Origin of the sequence: Pseudomonas sp. Yb2C2, from assembly GCF_052112325.1 — a bacterium.
In the GTDB taxonomy this organism is placed as follows: domain Bacteria; phylum Pseudomonadota; class Gammaproteobacteria; order Pseudomonadales; family Pseudomonadaceae; genus Aquipseudomonas; species Aquipseudomonas marginalis.
The window spans coordinates 19511-35653 of record NZ_JAVAJK010000033.1 but is presented as its reverse complement, the minus strand read 5'-3'; the positions used below and the strand labels follow the sequence as shown (position 1 = coordinate 35653).

The 16143-nt window shown below is 59.2% G+C and carries 17 protein-coding genes; 11 read left to right on the top strand and 6 right to left on the bottom strand.

From position 1 onward, the window contains the following. Positions 1-22 precede the first annotated feature (22 nt). Positions 23-1525 (bottom strand): exopolyphosphatase, encoded by a 1503-nt coding sequence (gene ppx / locus Q8X51_RS29855; RefSeq protein ID WP_027608352.1) that lies wholly within the window; start codon positions 1523-1525, stop codon positions 23-25. 495 nt (positions 1526-2020) lie between these two features. On the opposite strand from ppx, the gene Q8X51_RS29850 reads away from it, so the two are divergent. The 6 genes from Q8X51_RS29850 (at position 2021) to Q8X51_RS29825 (ending at position 7294) form a co-directional block, all read left to right on the top strand. Then, positions 2021-2680, top strand: coding sequence for a DUF1120 domain-containing protein (locus Q8X51_RS29850; RefSeq protein ID WP_065926662.1), 660 nt, complete (start codon positions 2021-2023; stop codon positions 2678-2680). A gap of 83 nt (positions 2681-2763) precedes the next feature. Beyond that, the gene (locus tag Q8X51_RS29845; protein ID WP_161985716.1) at positions 2764-3411 is read left to right on the top strand and encodes a DUF1120 domain-containing protein; all 648 of its coding nucleotides are present in this window, start codon (positions 2764-2766) and stop codon (positions 3409-3411) included. Positions 3412-3503: 92 nt separating this feature from the next. Further along, positions 3504-4217 (top strand): fimbria/pilus chaperone family protein, encoded by a 714-nt coding sequence (locus Q8X51_RS29840; RefSeq protein ID WP_074847951.1) that lies wholly within the window; start codon positions 3504-3506, stop codon positions 4215-4217. 135 nt (positions 4218-4352) lie between these two features. Continuing rightward, complete coding sequence (locus Q8X51_RS29835; protein WP_407693702.1) at positions 4353-5861, top strand: fimbria/pilus outer membrane usher protein; 1509 nt, start codon at positions 4353-4355, stop codon at positions 5859-5861. Next, positions 5743-6729, top strand: coding sequence for a fimbria/pilus outer membrane usher protein (locus Q8X51_RS29830; protein ID WP_407693701.1), 987 nt, complete (start codon positions 5743-5745; stop codon positions 6727-6729). The genes Q8X51_RS29835 and Q8X51_RS29830 overlap by 119 nt, the downstream gene beginning before the upstream one ends. A gap of 58 nt (positions 6730-6787) precedes the next feature. Further along, positions 6788-7294, top strand: coding sequence for a hypothetical protein (locus Q8X51_RS29825; protein WP_083221267.1), 507 nt, complete (start codon positions 6788-6790; stop codon positions 7292-7294). On the opposite strand, the gene Q8X51_RS29820 is transcribed toward Q8X51_RS29825, so the two are convergent. Genes Q8X51_RS29820 through Q8X51_RS29805 form a run of 4 tightly spaced genes read right to left on the bottom strand, consistent with a single transcriptional unit; the run spans position 7275 to position 10114 of the window. Beyond that, positions 7275-8012, bottom strand: a complete 738-nt coding sequence (locus tag Q8X51_RS29820; RefSeq protein WP_027608358.1) for an amino acid ABC transporter ATP-binding protein — start codon at positions 8010-8012, stop codon at positions 7275-7277. The genes Q8X51_RS29825 and Q8X51_RS29820 overlap by 20 nt on opposite strands. Continuing rightward, positions 7999-8649 (bottom strand): amino acid ABC transporter permease, encoded by a 651-nt coding sequence (locus Q8X51_RS29815; RefSeq protein ID WP_065926657.1) that lies wholly within the window; start codon positions 8647-8649, stop codon positions 7999-8001. Before Q8X51_RS29815 ends, Q8X51_RS29820 begins: the two co-directional genes overlap by 14 nt. Then, entirely contained in the window at positions 8646-9314 is a 669-nt protein-coding gene (locus Q8X51_RS29810; protein ID WP_017736949.1) for an amino acid ABC transporter permease, read from the bottom strand. The genes Q8X51_RS29815 and Q8X51_RS29810 overlap by 4 nt, the downstream gene beginning before the upstream one ends. A gap of 14 nt (positions 9315-9328) precedes the next feature. Beyond that, entirely contained in the window at positions 9329-10114 is a 786-nt protein-coding gene (locus tag Q8X51_RS29805) for a transporter substrate-binding domain-containing protein (protein WP_027608360.1), read from the bottom strand. A gap of 255 nt (positions 10115-10369) precedes the next feature. Between Q8X51_RS29805 and Q8X51_RS29800 the strand changes: the two genes are divergently transcribed. The 5 genes from Q8X51_RS29800 (at position 10370) to Q8X51_RS29780 (ending at position 15602) form a co-directional block, all read left to right on the top strand. Continuing rightward, positions 10370-11065 carry a FadR/GntR family transcriptional regulator gene (locus Q8X51_RS29800; protein ID WP_074847946.1) on the top strand — a complete coding sequence of 232 codons (696 nt, stop codon included), beginning with the start codon at positions 10370-10372 and terminating at the stop codon, positions 11063-11065. A gap of 121 nt (positions 11066-11186) precedes the next feature. After that, positions 11187-11516, top strand: coding sequence for a thioredoxin TrxA (gene trxA, locus Q8X51_RS29795; RefSeq protein ID WP_015886460.1), 330 nt, complete (start codon positions 11187-11189; stop codon positions 11514-11516). A gap of 234 nt (positions 11517-11750) precedes the next feature. Continuing rightward, entirely contained in the window at positions 11751-13010 is a 1260-nt protein-coding gene (rho, locus tag Q8X51_RS29790) for a transcription termination factor Rho (protein WP_003176825.1), read from the top strand. 157 nt (positions 13011-13167) lie between these two features. After that, on the top strand, positions 13168-14634 hold the full coding sequence (ubiD, locus tag Q8X51_RS29785) for a 4-hydroxy-3-polyprenylbenzoate decarboxylase (protein WP_027608362.1): 1467 nt from the start codon (positions 13168-13170) through the stop codon (positions 14632-14634). Then, on the top strand, positions 14634-15602 hold the full coding sequence (locus Q8X51_RS29780; protein ID WP_074847944.1) for a CDP-6-deoxy-delta-3,4-glucoseen reductase: 969 nt from the start codon (positions 14634-14636) through the stop codon (positions 15600-15602). The genes ubiD and Q8X51_RS29780 overlap by 1 nt, the downstream gene beginning before the upstream one ends. 34 nt (positions 15603-15636) lie before the next feature. Here Q8X51_RS29780 and Q8X51_RS29775 read toward each other — a convergent pair whose 3' ends face one another. After that, positions 15637-16119: a sn-glycerol-3-phosphate transporter gene (locus tag Q8X51_RS29775; protein WP_323146231.1), complete on the bottom strand. Its 483-nt coding sequence runs from the start codon at positions 16117-16119 to the stop codon at positions 15637-15639. Positions 16120-16143: the final 24 nt, after the last annotated feature.

Below are 16143 nucleotides of genomic sequence, written 5' to 3'. Positions count from 1 at the left end.
TTGCAGTGTTCATGAGATCGGGTTAGCGCAGGTTCAGGCTGAACCCCACCCGCGTTAGCCACTCCGCTTCCTGGGCGAAGTCCGCCTGGGTCAGCTGGTTCTCATCCAGCCAGCCTTTGGGGAATACGACATCCAGGCTGTCGCCATTGGCACGCAGGGTTACCTGGGGCATCTGCTGGGTGCCACGAATGTGGTGGAACAGGATCGCGAAGCGCAGCAGCACGCACAGGCGGATCAGCTTGATGCCTTCATCGCCGAACTCGGCAAACTTGTCCTTGGGAATATTGCGACGATGGCCGCGCACCAGCAGCGCGAGCATCTGCTGGTCTTCCCGGGAGAAACCCGCCAGGTCGGAGTGCTCGATCAGGTAGGCGCCGTGCTTGTGGTAGTGGTAGTGGGCGATATCCAGGCCCACTTCATGCACCTTGGCCGCCCAGCCGAGCAGTTCGCGCCATACGCCGTCTTCCAGGTCCCAGTCTTCGGCGACCTGATCGAACGCATGCAGGGCTTTACGCTCCACGCGGGCTGCCTGCTCCTGATCGACGTGATAGCGCTCCATCAGCGACGTGAGCGTGCGCTCTCGTACGTCTTCATGATGATGGCGGCCCAGCAGGTCATACAGCACGCCTTCGCGCAGGGCGCCGTCACAGTGGTCCATGCGTTGCAGTTCGAGGGCGTCGAAGATCGCCTCGAGAATCGCCAGGCCGGCCGGGAAGATGGTGCGACGGTCGGGCTTGATGCCGTCGAAGTCGATCTTCTCGGCATCCCCCAGCTTGAACAGCTTGCGCTTGAGCCAGGCCAGGCCTTCGGCGTTGACCTCGCCGGTGCCATGGCCGCCGGCCTTGAGCGCCAGGCCGATGGCACGGATGGTGCCGGACGAGCCGATGGCTTCATCCCAGGTCAGGCGGTGCAGGGCGTGCTCGATGCTCATGATCTCCAAACGCGCTGCCGTGTAGGCCTGGGCGTAGCGCGCCGGGGTGATCTTGCCGTCCTTGAAATAGCGTTGGGTATAACTGACACAGCCCATCTGCAGGCTTTCGCGCAGCAGCGGTTCGAAGCGCTGGCCGATGATGAACTCGGTACTGCCGCCGCCGATGTCCGCCACCAGGCGCTTGCCGGGGGTATCTGCGAGTGTATGGGACACGCCGAGGTAGATCAGGCGCGCTTCTTCGCGGCCGGAGATGACTTCTACGGGGTGGCCGAGGATTTCCTCGGCGCGACGGATGAATTCGCCCCGGTTACGGGCTTCGCGCAGGGCGTTGGTGCCGACGATTCGCACGGCGCCCAGGGGCATGCCGTTGATCAGCTGTGCAAAACGCTTGAGGCAGTCGAGCCCGCGTTGCATGGATTCTTCATTGAGCTGGCGCTCATCGTCGATCCCGGCAGCCAGTTGCACTTTCTCTCCGAGCCGCTCAAGGATGCGGATTTCGCCGTTCTGGGCCTTGGCCACGACCATGTGAAAGCTGTTGGAGCCCAGGTCGATGGCGGCGATCAGGGACAGATTCTTGGCTTGGGATTGCGGCATGGTTTGGGGGTCTCGGTCGATAACCTTGCCATCGTGCCACGATCGATCGCTGGAGCCAACGCGTAGTAACAGAGGATTTTTCCTCGTATACCTATAAGTGCTTTCTGCGTGGCACGTAGGACCGGCCCACAAATGATGTATTACAAAGCCAGAAAGCACTGGATTTTGTACTGGCTATTCTTGGTTTTATTGAGTGTGTCGATAAGTCTTACGCCGTTTTATGTTTGTCCTAACTTGCTGTGTCCCTGTTCGTATACATGGGGTTGTTTTTTAGAGTGGAGATAGGGATCACTCTTACATGAGGTGTCATTTTTTCCGGTTTTATTATTCTCTTGGAATATGAATACTCACGTTCGGCACCTGTCCCGGGTGGTGTTTATAGGTCGGAGCTTCAAGGACGAGATATTCATATGCGCACCAGGCGTGACGCAGGGGAGGTGTTCTGATCATTCAATAACTGGCCAGCCTATGGTCATTGCTATGGATGAAAGTTAGATGAAGAAGAATTACCCAGTAGTGGCGGGCCTATGCCTCGTCGTTGCGAGCCTGACTGTCCAGGCTGCCGATGTACGTGTAAAAGGCGCGATCGCTCCAGCCAGTTGCAGTTTTACACTCACCCGCTCGGTCATTGACTATGGAACTATTCACCCGAGCAGCCTGAGTCCGACAAGTTATACCAAGCTGGATAAGAAGAGTGTTCCCTATACGGTGAGGTGCAGTGGTCAGTCTAAAATAAAAGTGGGTATCAAGAGCGTTGATAATCGAGCTGGCTCGAGAATACCAGGCATGATGCTGGGGCAGTTTGGCGGGAACTATAAGGATCTCTACAATTTTGGTCTGGGGGCCACTTCCAGGGGGCAGAAAATCGGAGGTTATGTAGTGCATCTTCGAAATTCTGTAGCTGACGGCAAGTCGGTAGGGATTGTTAGCTCGGAAAATAACGGCGTACGATGGGAACCAAACAGTACCCAGGCAGTAGGCCACACTGCCAATATAGCCAGTTGGCGTGCGGGGAATGTGTATGCGCCTATATTGGTTAATGCTGTTTCCGGCAATGTTGAAGTTCAAGCCGTCATAAACAAGACGTCCGAACTTGATATGAGCAACCAGATCAACCTGGACGGCCATTTCACCCTGGAGTTGCGCTACCTCTAGGCTTCTCCACACAGGTATCCATGGCGTGCTGACTATGAAGTGTCAATCAGCACGTGTCTCTTTGGCTATTGTCGATGATTGCTATGAAGAAGATTATTTCGTTATCAGGTATGTTTCTCGCTATGCTGGGTTTGAGTGCGCAAGCTGCGGACTTACGAGTGAGAGGCTCCATTGCGCCTGCCAGTTGCAGTTTTACTATTGTTAATTCAACGATAGATTACGGTCGGATTGATCCTAGGTCACTGAGTGCTACTAACTACACCAAACTGGCCAAAAAGGGAACGCCTTACACCGTCAGGTGTGCATCGCCCACGTTTGTTGGTATTAAGGCACAGGATAACCGCGCGTCCAGCAAGGTGCGCGGCATGATGGTGAGTCAGTACAATATTACTTATAACGATGATTTCAATTATGGTCTTGGGTTTACCTCGAAGAATGAAAAAATCGGCGGCTACGTGGTTTTCATGGAAAACAACATTGCCGATGGTAAAACTGTACGGGCTGCGCGGTCTAATAATAATGGCGCGAGTTGGGGGATCACCGATCCTGTCTTGGGGCAGTCAGCCAACGTTGGAAGTTGGCGTACGAGCGCCAGCTATTCGCCGATTAAAATAACCGTCGTCTCGGGGAATTTGAATGTTCAACCAGTGATCAATAAAACATCTGCGCTGAGCATGAATAACGAAATAAAACTTGATGGCCATACAACCCTGGAATTGGTCTATCTCTAAAAGCTTCCAGGCGATTCAGGTCGGCTTGCAGTCTCTTTGGCGACAGCCCACCTGATTCGGCGTGTTTCGTTATTGCTGTGAAGGAAGTGTTGATGCTTGTTTCTACAAGAAAAAAATCTATTCTGGCCGGTTGTTTGTGTCTCGGTTTTGTTTTCTGCCGTGCCGCGTATGCAGACGGCATGGAACCGGAAACAACAGTTGTCATTCTCAATGAGGCGGATGGTGAAGTCAGCATCAATGTCACCAATACGGACCCAAGTCCTGCCCTGCTTCATTCAGTTATCGAAGATATACCGGAAGACCCGGAGCCTTTAGCCGTCATTACTCAGCCCGTTGCGCGTGTCGATAGCGGTGAGCGGCAAATGGTCAGGGTTATGGCAATCAATAAGGAGCCTCTCAAAACCCAACGTTTGAAGCGCATTACGTTTGAAGGTATTCCCCAGGCACAACCCGGCTCGGGCGCGACAATTGGTATCAGCCTACGGCAAAACCTGCCGCTCATTCTCCACCCCAAAGGTTTACCCCAACATCATGCACCGTGGGAACTGCTGACCTGGAGCCTTCACGGCAATACCTTGAGCGCACGCAACAACAGCCCCTATGTGGTGCGCCTGGCGGCTGAGGTGGTCTTGAACCCGCAGAAGGTGAATGCGCTTTTGCCGCGTACCTATATCTTGCCGGGCGAAACCCTCAGCGTTGCCGTGGAAAAACGTTCTGCAGCCACGTCGGTCACCCTTATGCCGGCCACGCTCTATGGGTTTTCCGTCGATAGCTACGAGGCTTTGCTCGTAGCGAATCAGCCGTGACCTGCCATGGGAAAAAAAGCCAGCAGGTTTTGTAGCGCCGTACGTGGGCAGCCATCCCGGGCGCCAATAAAACCTGAGGAGGCTTTCAGGCGAAGCGGAATCAGCCTTTCGGTTTGGGCGGTGGTGGTGTCGGGAATGGCCGCTGACGTTTACGCCGCGCCGGCGGCGGTGCTCGGATTTGACCTTGCCACCTTGCAGGCGCGTGGTATCGACCCTTCAGTTGCGCGCTACTTTCAGCAAGCCCCTCGGTTCAGCGAGGGCACGCGCGTCGTCGATTTGACGGTCAACGGTAATCCCATCGGGTTGACTGACGCGCGGTTTAACCATGAAGGCGCGCTGTGTTTCAATCGTGGGCTATTGGATCGGGCGGGACTGCAGATTCCCGCCACGGTGATCGATAAGCAAGTCTCTGCCGCCCAGGCCTGTCATGACTTTATTGCCGAGTATCCGAAAACGGTAGTGACCTTGCGCCCAGGGCGTGAGGAGGTTGTGCTGGTCGTCCCGACCCAGGCGCTGCGCGACATGCAACAAAGCACTGGTCATTACGCCCGGGGAGGTGCAGCGGCGCTGGTTAACTACGATGTCCAAGGCGTCAATGCCCACTCGCGGGGGGATCGAGGGCGCTTTTTATCCGCTTCAACGGAAATGGGTTTCAATGTGGGCAATTGGATCGTCCGCAGTCGTCAGCTCTATCTCTCCAACGATGAGCGTTCGGCGACTGAGCATCTGTATGCATACGCGCAGCGCGATATCGCTCCCTTGGCTTCGACATTTCAGGCAGGCCAGATATCGGCTGATAGCCCCGTGTTCGGTGGTGTTCAACTGATCGGTGCACAGCTGTTTCCTGACGGAATGGAAAACCGCACCAGCAGCAATGGCGTTTTGGTTGAAGGGCGGGCGCGGAGTCAGTCGCGGGTGGAGGTCCGGCAGTCCGGCGCATTGATTTATACCACTCTCGTCCCGGAAGGGCCGTTCACCTTGCGCAATTTGCCACTGCTCAATGGCACCAGCGACCTCGACGTCAGGGTTATCGAAATCAAGGGGGGGCAACACAGTTTTATCGTGCCGGCCGCCTCGTTCCGTGGATCGGTTCCGATTAAATCGGGATATACCGCTGCAATAGGAAAGGTGCGTGATGTGGATCGAAGGGGCGCCGCCGAACCTCTGTTGGCCATGGCCAGCGGAACGTGGGCGTTAGGGGAGGATACGGCCCTCAGTTCGGGAGTTCAGGGCACGGACAACTACCACTCGGTGGGCCTGGCGTTGGACAGTAGCTTTGACCAGCGGTTTTCACTGGGATTGCGCAATAACCTTTCCCATGACCGTAAGCAAAAGGCACGCGGTTCGCGTAGCGGCGTTTCGTTTGGCAGTACGCTGCCGGGCAACGTCCAGATGAACTTGAGCGCCACTCGCCAGACGTCGGGTTACCGGGATGTGCTCGAAGCTGTTGGCGGCGAGCCCGGCGAGGTACAGGGCGCGCGCCAGGCACCAGTACACGGCAGGCTTCAGTTGGTCAGACCCTCAATTGGGTGGCTTCGCTGTCGGTTATTCCCGTTCGGCTCATTTCGACAATCGTACTTCCCAGCATATCTACGGCGCGTGGAACAAAAACTTCAGGCACGCCAATGTTGCGGTGAGCATTGACTCCCAGGTAGGTGCGTCAGGCGACTCCAGAGACAAAAATGATGGCTTGGGCATGCGCTTGCAGATCACTGTTCCACTGGGCAGTGACCGCTCCGTGACCTCGACGGTTCGACGCCAAGGGCGTCATGCCGGTATCGGTACAGCCTACAGCGAGCGCGTGAATGACACCCTGAACTACGAGTTAAGGGGCGAACGCGACCTGAGAGGTACCAGCGATCAGTCGGTGGGTGGAACGCTCAACGCGACGTCTCGTTATACCCAGCTCGGCCTGGGGCTCAATCGAGACTCGTCCAGCACGATCTATAGCGGGCAGCTACAAGGCGCCGTGGTTGCTCACGAGCGAGGCCTGACACTGTCTCCCTACCGTGTAGAGGACACTTTCGGTGTGGCGTCGGTGGGGAATATTCCGGGTGCTCGCATCAGTACCCCTCAGGGGCCCGTCTGGACCGACCGCTGGGGAATGGCCGTGATTCCCGGCTTACCCGCTTATCAGGGCAGCCTTGTCGAGGTGGACGGTAAAAGCTTGCCACGCCAGGTTGATCTCAATAATGGCACGAAGATGCTGGAGGTCGGGCGAGGCTCGTTCAGTACGGTCGAGTTTGAGGTCTCGAAGGTTCGCCGGATGCTGGTGCGTGTCAGCGACCCAAGCGGGCAGCCGTTGCCCAAGGGGACGTCGGTGCTTGCCGCCGATAACACGTTCCTGACCACGGTGGTGGGGGACGGAATGATCTTCCTCAACAATATTGAGCATTCCCAGGTACTGACCTTGTCGTCGCCGAATGCGACTCCCTGCAAACTGCAACTCGATCTGGCGGAGCCCAGCTATGACGGCCAACTGTATGAAACCTCCTCGGCAGTCTGTCGTTAAGGCTGCCCTTGCCTCGGGACGCTTTCCAGGCGGGGTGGGATTACTGGCGGGTCTCTTGATGATTGCTGACGTTTCGGCGTCGGAATGCCACCTGTCATTGAGCCGGCCGCAGATCGACTACGGGCCGTTGCGCGTCGACACACAGCCCGGCCCCCACGGTGTTTCCATCGGTAGACGCACGGTGCACCTCAGCGTGGTTTGCCCTGAGGCGGCGGTGATTGCGCTGCGTTTCCGCGGTGCGCCAGCCGATGCGCAGGGTTTCAGTTTTGGCCATCACGGGCGCTTTGATCTGAGCCTTCGGCAGGCATTGCTGGATGGCCAGGCCGTCGAACTGGTGTCGATGCACAACCGCACTGAACGAGACGGGCAGCTGCGCCCCGGCGGTGTGCTGGTGCCACTGAGGGCCGGGCAGCCAATCGCCGGTCGAGTCTTTTCGGCTCAGGTGCAGGTCGATACCTATCTAGCGGGCACCCACCCCGCCGTGCGCGATAAAACCCTGCTGGAGGGGGGAGGCCGTTTCGAAATGGTGCCCGATGGCTGGGCGATCAGGCGTGCGCTTCGGTAGTGCCGATGAAGTTCGCCAACTCAGCAGTCTGCGGGTTGGCAAACAATACCTTCGGATCGCCGACTTCATGCACCTTGCCCTGGTGCATGAACACCAGCTTGTCGCCGACTTCCCGGGCGAAGCGCATTTCGTGCGTCACCATGATCAAGGTCATGCCGTCCTTGGCCAGTTGGCGCACCACGCTGAGTACTTCATTGACCAGCTCCGGGTCCAGGGCCGAGGTGATTTCATCGCACAGCAGCACCTTGGGCGACATGGCCAGGGCGCGGGCGATGGCAACGCGTTGCTGCTGGCCGCCGGACAGGCGATCGGGGAACGCGTCGAATTTCTCACCCAACCCCACGCGTTCCAGCATTTGCCTGGCCAGTTGTGCTGCCTTGGCCTTAGGCACTTTCTGCACCACTTGCGGTGCGAGCATGACGTTTTCGCCCACGGTCAGGTGCGGGAACAGGTTGAACTGCTGGAACACCATGCCGACTTTCTGCCGCAGGCTGCGCAGGTCGGCGCGGGCGGCGTCGAGGTATTCGCCATCCACCTCGATCACGCCGTCGTTGATCGATTCCAGGCCATTGAGGGTCCGTAGCAAGGTGGACTTGCCCGAGCCGCTGCGGCCGATGATTGCCACGACCTGGCCTTCTTCAACGGTCAGGTCGATGCCCTTGAGGACGTGGTGATCGCCGTAATACTTATGCAGGGCGGAAATTCTAAGCAGAGGCATGCAGTCTCCTTTCCAGGTAGCGCGCACTGAGGGACAAGGGGTAGCAGAGCAGGAAGTAACCGAGGGCCACCAGGCCGTAGACCATGAAGGGCTCGAAGGTGGCGTTGGCGAGCATGCCGCCGGTCTTGGTCAGTTCGGTAAAGCCGATGATTGAAGTGACGGCGGTGCCTTTGACCACCTGCACCGAGAAGCCCACGGTAGGCGCCACGGCGATCCGCAGGGCCTGGGGCAGGATCACGTAGCGCAGTTGTTCAAGCGGGTTCAACGCCAGGCTGGCCGATGCTTCCCACTGGCCATGGGCGATGGAGTCGACGCAGCCGCGCCAGATTTCGGCGAGGTAGGCGCTGGTAAACAGCGTCAAGGCGATCGCGGCCGCCAGCCAGGGCGAAATATCCACGCCGAGCAGGGCAATGCCGAAAAAAACCAGGAACAGCTGCATCAACAACGGGGTGCCCTGGAACAGTTCGATATAGGTGCGCGCAACATTGCGCGCGAATGCCTTGCGGCTGATGCGCATGGTCATCACCAGCAAACCGATCAGGCCGCCGCCGATAAACGCCACGATCGACAGCAACAGCGTCCACTGCAGGCCCGTAAGCAGGTTGCGCACGATGTCCCAGAAGGAAAAATCACTCATCGGCTATTCCTCATCACAAAGCGGCGGCCGATCCAGTTGAGCAACTGGCGAATCATCAACGCCATGCACAGGTACACCAGGGTGGTCAGGGCATAGGTTTCGAACGCGCGGAAATTGCGCGACTGGATAAAGTTGGCGGCAAAGCTCAGCTCCTCGGTGGCGATCTGCGAACACACCGCCGAACCGAGCATCACGATGATGATCTGGCTGCTCAGGGCAGGCCACACCTTGCCCAGCGCCGGCAGCAGCACCACATGGCGAAACGCTTCGAAACGCGTCATCGCCAGCGCGGCGGCGGCTTCCAGTTGCCCGCGCGGGATGGCCTGGATGCCGGCGCGGATGATCTCCGTGGAGTAGGCCCCCAGGTTGATCACCATCGCCAATACGGCTGCTTGCCACTCGGTGATTTTCAATCCCAGGGAGGGCAGGCCGAAGAAGATGAAGAACAACTGCACCAGGAACGGCGTGTTGCGGATCAACTCGACATACACACCGAAGAACCAGGCAAAGGGCTGGATCTTCCACGCCCGCACCACGGCGCCGACAGTGCCCAGGGCGACGCCCAGGATTGCGCCGATGGCCGTCAGCTCAAGGGTGAACAGCGCGCCGCGCAACAGCAGATCGGTATTGGCCAGCACCGGCACAAAGTCGAATTGATAGGCCATCAATCAGCTCCGCTTCAGAGATCAGCAGGCAATGGCTCTTTGAGCCACTGCATCGCGTTCTTTTCCAGGCTGCCGTCAGCCTTGGCCGCCACCAGGATCTGGTTGACCTTCTCCAGAAGCGCCGGCTCGTTCTTGTTCACGCCCACGTACACCGGCGAGTCCTTGAGCTTCACTTTCAGCGCCGGCACGCGTTTCGGGCTGCGTTCGCTGATCGCCACCATGACCACGTTGCCGCTGGCGATCAGGTCGACCTGGCCGGCCAGGTAGGCTGCGATGGTAGAGTTGTTGTCTTCGAAGCGCTTGATGGTGGCTTCCTTCGGCGCTACGGCGGTCAGCTCGATGTCTTCGATGGCGCCACGGGTCACGCTGATGGTCTTGCCCTTGAGGTCGTCGGTGCTGCTGATGGCGGCATCAGGCGGGCCGAATACGGCCAGGTAGAACGGTGCGTAGGCCTTGGAGAAGTCGATGACCTTTTCGCGCTCGGGGTTTTTGCCCAGGCTGGAGATCACCAGGTCGACCTTGCCGGTGGTGAGGAACGGGATGCGGTTGGTGCTGTTGACCGGGGTCAGCTCCAGCTTGACCTTGAGTTGGTCGGCCAGCAGTTTGGCGGTGTCGATGTCCAGGCCACGGGGCTTCATGTCGGGGCCCACCGAGCCGAACGGCGGGAAGTCCTGGGGCACGGCGACCTTGAGGGTGCCACGGGCGACGATATCGTCCAGACCGTTGGCCTGGGCGGGTGCCTGGCTCAGCATCAGGCTGGCAAACAGGGCAGTGAGCAGGGCGCTGCAGCGCTTGGTCATGGCAACTCTCCGAGAAGGGCGAAGGAATTTTCTGGATTTGCTCAGTGCATAGCCCATGCCAGTACGGCGCAGATCGTCTGCGAGGCGCGAGTTTGTTGAGCTTTGGTGGTCTTACTGGTCTGAACAGTTGTGCGCGTTTTCGCACCCTTTTCGAGCGTCGGTAAAACTGCGCGAGCCCCTTTGGGGCGTGGCTTGCCGTGGTCTACGAATAGCTTTACAACTAGCCGTTCTGTTGACAAAAACCTCGAGTTTTTTATGAATTCCATCGCCCAAGCCGTACCGGAAGCGGCCCTGCAGGCCATCCGCAAACTGATCAAGGAGCAAGGCTTCGGGCCGGGCGATGCACTGCCGTCCCAGCGCGACCTGGCGGTGCAATTGGGCGTCAGCCGGGCGTCGCTGCGCGAGGCGCTGTCGTCCTTGAGCGCCTTGGGTGTGGTCAGTGTGCAGCCGGGCAAAGGTGTGTTCGTGCAGGCGGTGGAGGATGCGCCGGGCTTTGCCTGGCCTTTTGCAGCCCAGGCCACGCCGCTCGATATCTTCCAGTTGCGCTATGCGCTGGAAGGGTTTGCGGCGGGTTTGGCGGCGGTCACGCTGACGATCGATGAGCTGGACAGCCTGGAAGACAACGTCGAGGCCATGCGCAAGGTGCTCAAGGCCGGCGACTTCGAGGCGGCCGCACGGCTGGACTTCGAATTCCACCAGCGCATCCTGCTGGCCAGCGGCAACCAGGCGATGGTGAGCATCCTGAGTGCCAGTGCCGAGGTGTTTCTGGAAAGCCAGAAACTACCGTTCATCCGGCCGGAGCGGGCCATGGAAACCTGGCAGGAACATCGCAAAATCCTGCGCGCCCTGGCCCGGCGGGCCAGTGCGTCGGCGCAGAAAACCATGCAGGAGCACGTACGCAACGCGGCGTTGCGCACGGGGATTGCCTTCGTGACTCCCGTGACGCCCTGAGTTGGGCTATGCGCAAACTCATGCGCCATCATAGGAAGACTCAATCAGAGGCGGCTTCCTGAACGGGGGAAGGGCGGCTATGATGGGCAACGTTTTTTTTGCTTACAATCCGGAGACATCCATGAGCAACGATCTTATCAAGCACGTCACCGACGCGACCTTTGAGGCCGAAGTACTCAAGGCTGCTGGCCCGGTGCTGGTTGACTACTGGGCTGAATGGTGCGGCCCTTGCAAAATGATCGCTCCGGTCCTGGACGACATTGCAACCACCTACGAAGGCAAGCTGACCATTGCCAAGCTGAACATCGACGACAACCAGGAAACCCCGGCCAAGCATGGCGTGCGCGGTATTCCTACGCTGATGCTGTTCAAGAACGGCAACGTCGAGGCCACCAAGGTGGGTGCGCTGTCGAAGTCCCAGCTGCAAGCTTTCCTCGACGCCAACATCTAAGCGTCGTCAAAAAGCCCCGCAAATAGCGGGGCTTTTTCGTGAAACAGGGCTAGACGCTCCGAAACTCAGGTGGTACATTCGGCCCCGCACTGGTTTCTCCACTGCCCCCTGCAAGCCGTCGCCGACGCATTCCTTTTCGATTAGTACGCGATCCTGTCGCCTTCTCCGCGGCGCGGCCTCATTAAGCCAAAAGCTTAATTTCCCCCCCTCCATAAATGATTACGTCATTCCTATATGAATCTGACTGAACTCAAGCAAAAGCCGATTACCGACCTGCTCCAACTGGCCGAAGAAATGGGCATAGAAAATATGGCCCGTTCGCGCAAGCAGGACGTGATTTTCTCCCTGCTGAAAAAGCACGCGAAAAGCGGCGAGGAAATCTCCGGTGATGGCGTGCTGGAGATTCTCCAGGACGGCTTCGGCTTCCTCCGCTCTGCAGACGCCTCCTATCTCGCCGGCCCAGACGACATCTATGTCTCGCCGAGCCAGATCCGTCGCTTCAACTTGCGCACCGGTGACACCATCGTTGGCAAGATCCGCCCACCGAAGGAAGGCGAGCGTTACTTCGCCCTGCTCAAGGTCGACACGATCAACTTCGATCGTCCCGAGAACGCGAAAAACAAGATTCTCTTCGAGAACCTGACGCCGCTGTTTCCGACCGTGCGCATGAAGATGGAAGCCGGTAACGGTTCCACCGAAGACCTGACCGGTCGCGTGATCGACCTGTGCGCCCCGATCGGCAAAGGCCAGCGTGGCCTGATCGTCGCACCGCCGAAAGCCGGTAAGACAATCATGCTGCAGAACATTGCAGCGAACATCGCACGTAACAATCCTGAAGTTCACCTGATCGTATTGCTGATCGATGAGCGTCCGGAAGAAGTCACCGAAATGCAGCGCACCGTGCGCGGCGAAGTGGTTGCCTCGACGTTCGATGAGCCGCCGACCCGCCACGTGCAGGTTGCCGAAATGGTGATCGAGAAGGCCAAGCGCCTGGTCGAACACAAGAAGGACGTGGTGATCCTGCTCGACTCCATCACCCGTCTGGCCCGTGCCTACAACACCGTGATCCCGAGCTCCGGCAAGGTCCTCACCGGTGGTGTCGATGCCCACGCCCTGGAGAAACCGAAGCGTTTCTTCGGCGCCGCGCGGAACATCGAAGAAGGCGGCTCGCTGACCATTATCGCCACCGCACTGGTTGAAACCGGTTCGAAGATGGACGAAGTGATCTACGAAGAGTTCAAGGGTACCGGCAACATGGAACTGCCCCTGGACCGTCGCATCGCGGAAAAGCGCGTGTTCCCGGCGATCAACATCAACCGCTCCGGCACCCGCCGCGAAGAGTTGCTGACCGCCGACGACGAACTGCAGCGCATGTGGATCCTGCGCAAGCTGCTGCACCCGATGGACGAAGTGGCAGCCATCGAGTTCCTGATCGACAAGTTGAAAACCACCAAGACCAACGACGAGTTCTTCCTGTCGATGAAACGTAAGTAATAACGACGTTTCAGGTCCGAAAAAATGGCGCCCCCAGGGGCGCCATTTTTTTTGTGTCGGTTTTTCGGTCCCTGCAACGGCCAAATGCACCTCGATAAGCTGCCAGCAGCCCTCAGAGCAGGTAGGATGTACGCCTATTTTACGGGTGGCATGGTTAATGAAATTCAAGGATCTTCGGGATTTCGTGCAGCAACTTGAGCAGCGCGGAGAGTTGAAACGTATCCAGATGCCGATTTCACCGGTGCTGGAAATGACTGAGATTTGCGACCGCACCTTGCGTAACAAGGGCCCGGCGCTGCTGTTCGAGAACCCGACCGGTTTTGACATACCGGTGCTCGGCAACCTGTTCGGTACCCCCGAGCGTGTGGCCTTTGGCATGGGCGCCGAGGCGGTCAGCGAATTGCGCGAGATCGGCAAGCTGCTGGCGTTCCTCAAGGAACCCGAGCCGCCCAAGGGCTTGAAGGATGCCTGGTCGAAGCTGCCGATCTTCCGCAAGATCATTGCCATGGCACCCAAGGTGGTCAAGGACGCGGTGTGCCAGGAAGTGGTCATCGAAGGGGATGACGTCGACCTCGCCATGCTCCCCGTGCAAACCTGCTGGCCCGGCGACGTCGGCCCGCTGATCACCTGGGGCCTGACCGTCACCAAGGGCCCGAACAAGGACCGCCAGAACCTGGGGATCTACCGCCAGCAAGTGATCGGCCGCAACAAGGTGATCATGCGTTGGCTGAGCCACCGTGGCGGTGCCTTGGACTTCCGTGAATGGTGCGAGAAGCATCCCGGCAAGCCGTTCCCGGTCTCCGTGGCCCTGGGCGCCGACCCTGCGACCATCCTCGGCGCCGTGACCCCGGTGCCCGACAGCCTGTCCGAATACGCCTTCGCCGGGTTATTGCGTGGCAACCGCACCGAGCTGGTGAAGTGCCGTGGCAACGACCTGCAAGTGCCGGCCACCGCTGAAATCATCCTCGAAGGCGTGATTCATCCAGGCGAGATGGCCGATGAAGGCCCGTACGGCGACCACACCGGCTATTACAACGAAGTCGACAGCTTCCCGGTGTTCACCGTGGAGCGCATCACCCATCGGATCAAACCGATCTACCACAGCACCTACACCGGTCGGCCGCCAGATGAGCCGGCGATTCTGGGGGTGGCGCTGAACGAAGTGTTCGTGCCGATCCTGCAGAAGCAATTCCCGGAAATCACCGACTTCTACCTGCCGCCGGAAGGCTGTTCGTATCGCATGGCCATCGTGACCATGAAGAAGTCGTATCCCGGCCATGCCAAGCGGGTCATGCTGGGTGTGTGGTCGTTTTTGCGACAGTTCATGTACACCAAGTTCGTTATCGTCACCGACGACGACATCAATGCCCGGGACTGGAACGATGTGATCTGGGCCATCACCACGCGCATGGACCCCAAGCGCGACACGGTGATGATCGATAACACGCCGATCGACTACCTCGACTTCGCGTCGCCGGTGTCGGGGCTGGGCTCGAAGATGGGCCTGGACGCTACCCACAAATGGCCGGGTGAAACGACCCGCGAGTGGGGCCGGGTGATCGTCAAGGATGAGGCCGTCACGGCACGTGTCGATGCGATTTGGAAAGAATTGGGAATAGATTGATGCGTGTAACCCTGCAACCTTCCGGCGCCGTGCTGGAGCTGGTCCCCGGCGAGCGAATCCTCGAAGGCGCGCGCCGCCTGGGCTACGAATGCCCCCAGGCGTGTCGCAATGGCGTGTGCCACGTGTGCGCCGCACTGCTGGTGGAGGGCCGGGTGCAGCAAGCCGGTGAAGTGCGCGACCATGGTGAGTTCTACACCTGCATCGCCGAGCCGCTGGAAGATTGCATTGTGTTGTGGGATGGCGTGCTGGCGCCGGGAGAGTTGCCGTTGCGCAAGTTGTCGTGCCAATTGAGCGAGTGCGTGGAAGTGGGCGGCGATGTGTGGCGTGTGCGCCTGCGGGCCCCGGCCGGCAAGGCGGTGCGCTACCACGCCGGGCAATACCTGATGATCGAGCGGGAGAATGGCGAGAAGTCGGCATTTTCCCTGGCGTCGGCGCCCCACGCCGGTCGCGAGCTGGAACTGCATGTACTGGCCCGCGAGGACAGCGCGCGCAACTTGCTGGAGCAATTGCAGCGCAACCAGATGGCGCGCATCGAGCTGCCCTTTGGCGACACCCACCTGGCCGAGCTGCCGGACGGGCCATTGGTGCTGATCGCCGCCGGGACCGGCATGGCGCAGATGCACAGCCTGATCGAGCATTGCCGCGCGTCCGGCTTCAAGCACCCGGTGCACCTGTACTGGGGCGTGCGTCGCCCGGAAGATTTCTACGAGATCGAGCACTGGGACCAATGGTTGCAACTGCCCAACCTGTTCCTGCACAAGGTGGTCAGCGACCTGTGTGGCTGGGAAGGGCGCTGCGGCCTGCTGCATGAAGCGGTGTGCGAAGACATTGCCGACCTCAAGGCGGTGCATGTCTACGCCAGCGGTTCACCGGCGATGATCTACGGCACGCTGGATGCACTGGTCGATGCCGGCATGGATGCGCACCAGATGCGCGCCGACGTATTCGCCTACGCCCCGCGGCCCTGACGCAACCGAACTGTGGAGCGGGGCTTGCGCTCGCTCAGAATCGCACTCCGGTCGTGACCATTGCCGCATTGAACCCCAGCAGCACCAGTTCCGCTGCCACCGGCCCGTAATGGGTGCCTACCGACGGGATGATCACCGGCGCCACGCCGAAACGGTTCAGGGGGATCTTGTCACGGTATTTGCCGCGATAGCCCTGGATCGCCCCGCCTGTGACCTTCAGGTACACCGCAGAGTCGGTCATCTCATAGCGCTTGCCTGCGTAGACGTAGTAGGAGCGCTGGCTGAACGAGTTGCGAAACGTCGCCCCGCCATACACCAATCCTGATGCCTCATTGCGCTCCAGGCCGATCAGGTCCTGGTTGTTGTTGTGGTCTTTGTCCGGCGCGAAGTGCCGGGTATAGACGCTGGTCTGCGCGTACCAGAAGCCTTTGTCGTCCTCGGCAGGCGGTGTTTCGCCAGCCAGTGCGGTGGTGGCCTGGGCCAGGAACAGCAGGCCAGGCAGTCGAAATTTCTTCATGGGTGCGACCTCGATAGGCGGTTT